The following is a 5,740-nucleotide window of genomic DNA, read 5'->3' as shown; positions in this document are numbered from 1 at the left end:
CAGCTGTCGAGGACGGCCACGCGCCGGGGAGCGATAGCGTGACGGGTGACCAGTCCGGGTACCGCGAGCATCTCCCTCAACGGCGGGCAGCGCTGGCGCGCGTTCTGGGTCTGCGTGTCCGTCGCGGCGCTGACGATCCTCGATCTGAGCAAGGTGAACGTCGCGCTGCCCTCGATCGAGAAAGCGCTGGGTGCCGGGTCGACACAGCTGCAGATCGTCGTCTCCGGCTACGTGCTGATGTTCGGCCTCGCCCTCGTGCCCTTCGGGCGCCTCGGCGACCAGCGATCGCGCAAGGCCCTCTTCCTCGTCGGTCTGAGCCTGTTCCTCATCACCAGCGTCGTGTGCGCCCTCGCGCCCACGATCGAGGTGCTGATCGCCGCCCGGCTCGTGCAGGGCCTCGCCGCCGGAATCCAGATGCCACAGGTGCTGGGGACCATCCAGCAGATCTTCGTCGGCAAGGAGCGCGGACGCGCGTTCGGACTGTTCGGAGCCACGATCGGCGTCGCCACCGCCATCGGCCCGACATTCGGGGGCCTCATGATCGCCGTCGGCGGGGTGCAGGACGGCTGGCGATGGATCTTCTGGATCAACGTGCCGCTGTGTGCGCTCGTGATCGCCGGAGTGCTCGGCCTGCTGCCGCGAACGCGGCGCGCGACCCCCGGGCGTCTGCAGCTGGATCCGGTGGGTCTCGTGCTGCTCGCGTTCACGATCGTGACCCTCATGTGGCCCTTCCTCTTCACGACGGGCGCGCCCACCGACGATCCCCGCCGGTGGTGGAGCCTCGTGCTCTTCGTCGTCTTCGTGACCGCGTTCACGTGGTGGGAGCGGCGGTACGCGGCATCCGGTCGTTCACCTCTCGTGCCGTTCTCCCTCTTCTCGATCTCGTCATTCCGCAACGGCACCCTCGTCGTCACCACCTACTTCACCGCGATCCCGGCGATGTTCCTGCTGACCACGCTCTTCCTGCAGATCGGCATCGGCACCGAACCCGTCTTCGCCGGGATGGTCTCCATCGGCTTCGCCGTGGCCAGCGCCATCACCGCGTGGTTCGGCGGCTCGCTCGTCGGCAAACTCGGCCGCCCGCTCGTGGTGGGCGGACTGATCGTGGTGCTCGTCAGCGTCGTCGCGCTCGCCGTCGTCGCGTACACGGTGCCGGCCGGTGTCGTGGAGTACGCGATGGCGGGGGTCATGGTCCTCGCCGGCGCCGGCGCCGGCCTCGTGGTCGCACCGAACCAGACGCTCACGCTCGCCGAGATCCCCACGCGCGAGGGAGGGCTCGCCGGCTCGGTCGGCCAGCTGGGCCAGCGCGTCGGGACGGCGGTGGGCACCGCGATCGGGCTTTCGCTCTTCTACTCGACGGTCTACCGCGAGAAGGACGGCGCGACAGACTCCCTCGCGGTCTTCCACGACGCATACGCGTACGGAATGGTGGCCGTCGGCGTCTTCCTGGGCATCGCACTGCTGATTGGAGTCATCGACCTCGGCGCACGGCGCAGAGCCGCCCAGGACTGACCCGGCCCGCGGGCCTTCCCCGCGATGTCGGCGGCTGCGCCTAGCGTGGTGCCATGCGCATCCTGCATACCTCCGACTGGCACATCGGGCGGACCTTCCACGGTCATTCGACGCTCGAGGCGCTCAGTGGCGTGCTCGAGACGCTCACCGATCAGGTCCGCGCCCACGCGGTCGACGTGGTCGTCGTGGCGGGCGACGTCTTCGATTCCGCGACGCCGGCGGCCGCCTGCTACACGCTGCTGTCCGAGACGCTGCGGGCCCTCGCCGATACCGGTGCGCAGGTCATCGTGACCAGCGGCAATCACGACTCCGCGGCGCGGCTCGGCTTCCAGGCGGCTCTGCTGCGCGACGGCATCCACGTGCGCACCGACCCGACGGCGATCGGCGAGCCGATCACCGTGTCGGACGAGCACGGGCCGGTGCACTTCTACGGCATCCCCTTCCTCGAACCCGCCCTCGTGCGTGCAGTGTGGCCCGGGGTGCGTACGCAGGCCGATGCGGTCGGCCGCGCGATGGACCTCGTCCGCGCTGATCATGCCTGCCGTGGAGGACGGACGGTGGCGATCGCGCACTGCTTCGCCGCCGGCGTGGAGCCGACTCCCCACCTCGAGCGCGACATCCAGCAGGGCGGACTCGACGTCGTCCCGCTGTCGGTCTTCGACGGTGTCGACTACGTCGCCCTCGGGCACATCCACGGCCGCCAGAAGCTCGCGGCGCATGTGCGCTACGCCGGTGCGCCGTTGCACTACAGCTTCGGTGAAGGGCACAAGCCCCGCGGGTCGTGGCTCATCGATCTGGATGCCGAGGGAGCCGCCGCGGCGGTCTGGCTCGAGCTGCCGGTGCCTCGACGCCTCGTCACCCTGCGCGGACCCTTCGAGGAGATCTTGGCCGACCCCGGCTCCGACGACGCCCGCGACGCATGGGTCAGCGTCGAGTACACCGATGATCTTCCGGTGCGCGATCCGCTGCGTCGGCTGCAGCAGCGCTTTCCGTACTGCGCCAAGGTCGTGCACGTGCCGGACGTCGCACGCCACAGCGATGGGCGGGGCTACACCGATCGTGTCCGGGCCGCACGCAGCGACCTCGAGCTGTTCGATGCGTTCCTGTCACATGTGCGTGACGGCGAGGGGCTGACGGAGCGAGAGCGCGAGGTGCTGCGTGACGTCCTCGAGGAGCGCGTCGTCGTCGAGGCGTTGGCATGAAGCTCCACCGTTTGGAGCTCACCGGCTTCGGGCCCTTCCGTGAGACGCAGGTCGTCGACTTCGACGCGTTCGATGCCGACGGACTCTTCCTGATCTCCGGGCGCACCGGCACCGGCAAATCGAGCATTCTCGACGGGGTCAGCTTCGCCCTGTATGGCAGCGTGCCTCCCTATGACGGCGGGGAGAAGCGTCTGCGCAGCGACCACGCGGATCTCTCCGACCCGGACGAGGTGCGATTGAGTTCACCGTCGGCGCGCGACGCTGGCGCGTGACGCGGGCGCCGGAATACGACCGCCCCGCCAAGCGCGGGGGCGGATTGACGACGGAACCCCCGCGGGCGGAGCTGGAGGAGCTGTCGAGGNNAAGATGGGTCGGGCGGGCGGCGAAACCGCGCACGGTCGGCGAGGCTCTCGGCGAGATCCTCGGTCTGAACGCGCAGCAGTTCCAGCAGGTGATCCTTCTGGCGCAGAACAAGTTCTCGCGGTTTCTGCTCGCTTCCGGTGAGGAGCGCCAGGGCCTGCTGCGCACGCTGTTCGGTACGCGTCGATTCGAGCAGTACCGTGATGAGCTCGACAGCCGGCGCCGAGAGGCGGAGACGGCTCTGGCCGCGGTCGACTCGCGTGCGCGCACGCTCGTCGAGGAGGGCGAGAGGCTGGCCCGAGCCCACGATCTCGACACCCGCCAGGCGCAGGACGGCGCCGGCGACCTCGCCGACGAGCACGCGGGCGGATCGGAGCTTGCAGCGCACCCCGACCCGCGGCGCGCGGATCCCGCGCCGGCGCCCGTGGCAACCCGTCGCGAGGATCTCGCGCGGGCGCACCGCCGCGCGCGGTACCGCGTCGAACAGGCGGAGTTCGCGCGCACGGCGACCGAGGAGCGTTTCGCCGCCGCGGCCACCGCGCACGCCGCGGTCGTGGCCGCCGCGGCGCGCGCGCAGGAGCGACAGACGCTGCGCCACCGCCTCGGTGAACTCGAGGCCCGCGCCGACGAGATCGCACGTGTGCGCCGCCGGCTGGATGGCGGGCGTGCCGCCGCGGTGCTGCGCGCCCCTCTCGACTCTCTCGAGCGTGCCGAGCGCGCTGCGGCGGCGGCGGCGCACGACGCCGACACGGCTCGGGATCGGTGGCGTGCGGGCCGCACGGACGCTTCAGCCGATGCCGCTCGCGCGGTCGAGCAGCTCACCGGTGATCTCGCCCGGTGGGAGATCGCAGCCGCTCAGGAGCGGGACCTCGTCGCGCGTCGGGTCGAGCACGAGGCTGCGATCGCCGCGATCGTGGCGCGCGAGCACGACCTCGCGGACATCGATGACCGCCGCGCCGCCCGTCCCGCCGAGCGTGCCCAGATCGACGCCGAGATCGCCGCCGTGTCGGTCGCCGCGGCGCGTCTCGACGATCTGCGTGCCGAACACCTGCGTCTGCGCGAGGTCGTCGCTGCGGCCCACCGTGCCGACGACCTCGCGGCCGCGCTCGCCGCGGCCGAGGCTGCGTACGCGACGGCGCTGACGGACTCCGAGGCCGCCTCGGCTGCGCTCGGTGCGCTGCTGCGTCGACGTGTCGCCGGCGTCGCGGCGGAGCTTGCGGCCGCGCTCGTTCCCGGGGAGCCGTGCCCGGTCTGTGGCTCCACCGAGCATCCCCACCCCTCGCCGCCCGCCGACGAGCCCGTCACCGATGACCTGCTGGTGGCGGCCGAGCGCGCGCGAGACGAGGCGTCCGTCGCCGAGGCCGACGCGCGCGAGCGTGCCGGTCTCGCACGGGAAGCTGTCGCTGCGGCCCGCATCGTCGCCGGCGGCCTCGACGGAGCCGAGGCCGAGGAGAGGCTCGCCGCCACGTCCGCGGCGCAGGCCGAGGCCGAGCGTGCGGCCGCGGAACTCGCCGGCCTCTCGCAGCGCCGCGCGCGTGCCGAGCAGGCCGCCGCGGCCGACGACGAGCGGCGCGCGGCGTGCGTCGAACACCTCGCGACGGCGCGCGAGCGTGCCCGCGCGGCCGAGTCCGACATCTCCCGCCTCGAGGCGGTCGTCACCGCGGCGCGCGGGTCGTTCGCGACGGTGGCGGCGAGAATCGACGCCGTCGCCGAGGAGCGCGATCGGGCGCGCGCGGTCGTCGTGGCTGATGCCGCACGTGATGAGCGCGCTCGTGCGCACCTCGACGCCCGACAGGAACTCGACGCGCTGCTCGCGGCCTCCGGTTTCGACGATCTCGACGCGGCCCGGGCGGCGCTCATCTCCGACGAGGAGATCGAGGGGATCGACATCGCGATCGCCGATCATGCGGCGCAGCTGTCGGCGACGCGCTCTCGACTTCTCGAACTCGAACTCGACGCCGGCGGCGATGACCCCTCGGCCCACGACGTCGACGTTTCTCGCGATGCCGTCGAGCTCGCCGATGCCGCGCGCACCGATGCGATCTCCGCTCACGCCGGCGCCGTCCGCACGGCCGAGGCGCTCCAGGATCTGCTGCAGCAGGTCGACCGTGCCCTGGCGGAGGTGCAGGAGAGCGCCGACGAGGCCGCCGCCGTGATCCGTCTGGCCGACAGTGTGGCCGGGCGGGCGCCGAACACGATGCGGATGGACCTCGAGACCTTCGTGCTGGCCGCCGAACTGGAGGAGATCGTCGCGGCTGCCAACGTGCGTCTGGCGGAGATGTCGTCGGGACGCTACACCCTGCACCACTCCGACGCCCGTGCCGCGCGCGGGCGCGCGTCGGGCCTGGGCCTCGACGTACTCGACGCGCACACCGGCCGGCGGCGTCCGCCGCAGTCGCTGTCCGGCGGCGAGACCTTTCTCGCCTCGCTCGCCCTCGCGCTCGGTCTTGGAGAGGTCGTCACGGCCCGGGCCGGCGGCATCCGTCTGGACACGCTCTTCGTCGACGAAGGCTTCGGATCGCTCGACCCCGAGACACTCGAACTCGCGCTGCGGACTCTCGACGACCTGCGCGCGGGCGGGCGTACCGTCGGTGTCATCAGCCACGTCGAGGCGATGAAGGAGCAGCTGCCGGCCCAGCTGCTGGTCGCATCGACGCCGGAGGGCC

At 72.0% G+C, this 5,740-nt stretch carries 4 protein-coding genes; all 4 read left to right on the top strand.

Annotated elements, in window-relative coordinates:
* The first annotated feature begins 45 nt into the window (after window positions 1-45).
* Window positions 46-1,512, top strand: coding sequence for an MFS transporter (locus I5I_RS09090; protein WP_083867979.1), 1,467 nt, complete (start codon window positions 46-48; stop codon window positions 1,510-1,512).
* A 53-nt stretch (window positions 1,513-1,565) separates the two neighbouring features.
* Window positions 1,566-2,714 carry an exonuclease SbcCD subunit D gene (locus I5I_RS09085; RefSeq protein ID WP_036318503.1) on the top strand — a complete coding sequence of 383 codons (1,149 nt, stop codon included), beginning with the start codon at window positions 1,566-1,568 and terminating at the stop codon, window positions 2,712-2,714.
* Window positions 2,711-2,986 (top strand): AAA family ATPase, encoded by a 276-nt coding sequence (locus I5I_RS17575; RefSeq protein WP_239640070.1) that lies wholly within the window; start codon window positions 2,711-2,713, stop codon window positions 2,984-2,986. Before I5I_RS09085 ends, I5I_RS17575 begins: the two co-directional genes overlap by 4 nt.
* Before the next feature lie 2,285 nt (window positions 2,987-5,271).
* A partial coding sequence (locus I5I_RS18035; RefSeq protein ID WP_441295540.1) for an SbcC/MukB-like Walker B domain-containing protein occupies window positions 5,272-5,740 on the top strand: 469 nt, incomplete at its 3' end.

Source organism: Microbacterium sp. B24 (assembly GCF_000333415.1).
Taxonomy (GTDB): Bacteria; Actinomycetota; Actinomycetes; order Actinomycetales; family Microbacteriaceae; genus Microbacterium.
This window is presented reverse-complemented; position numbering and strand designations above follow the sequence as displayed.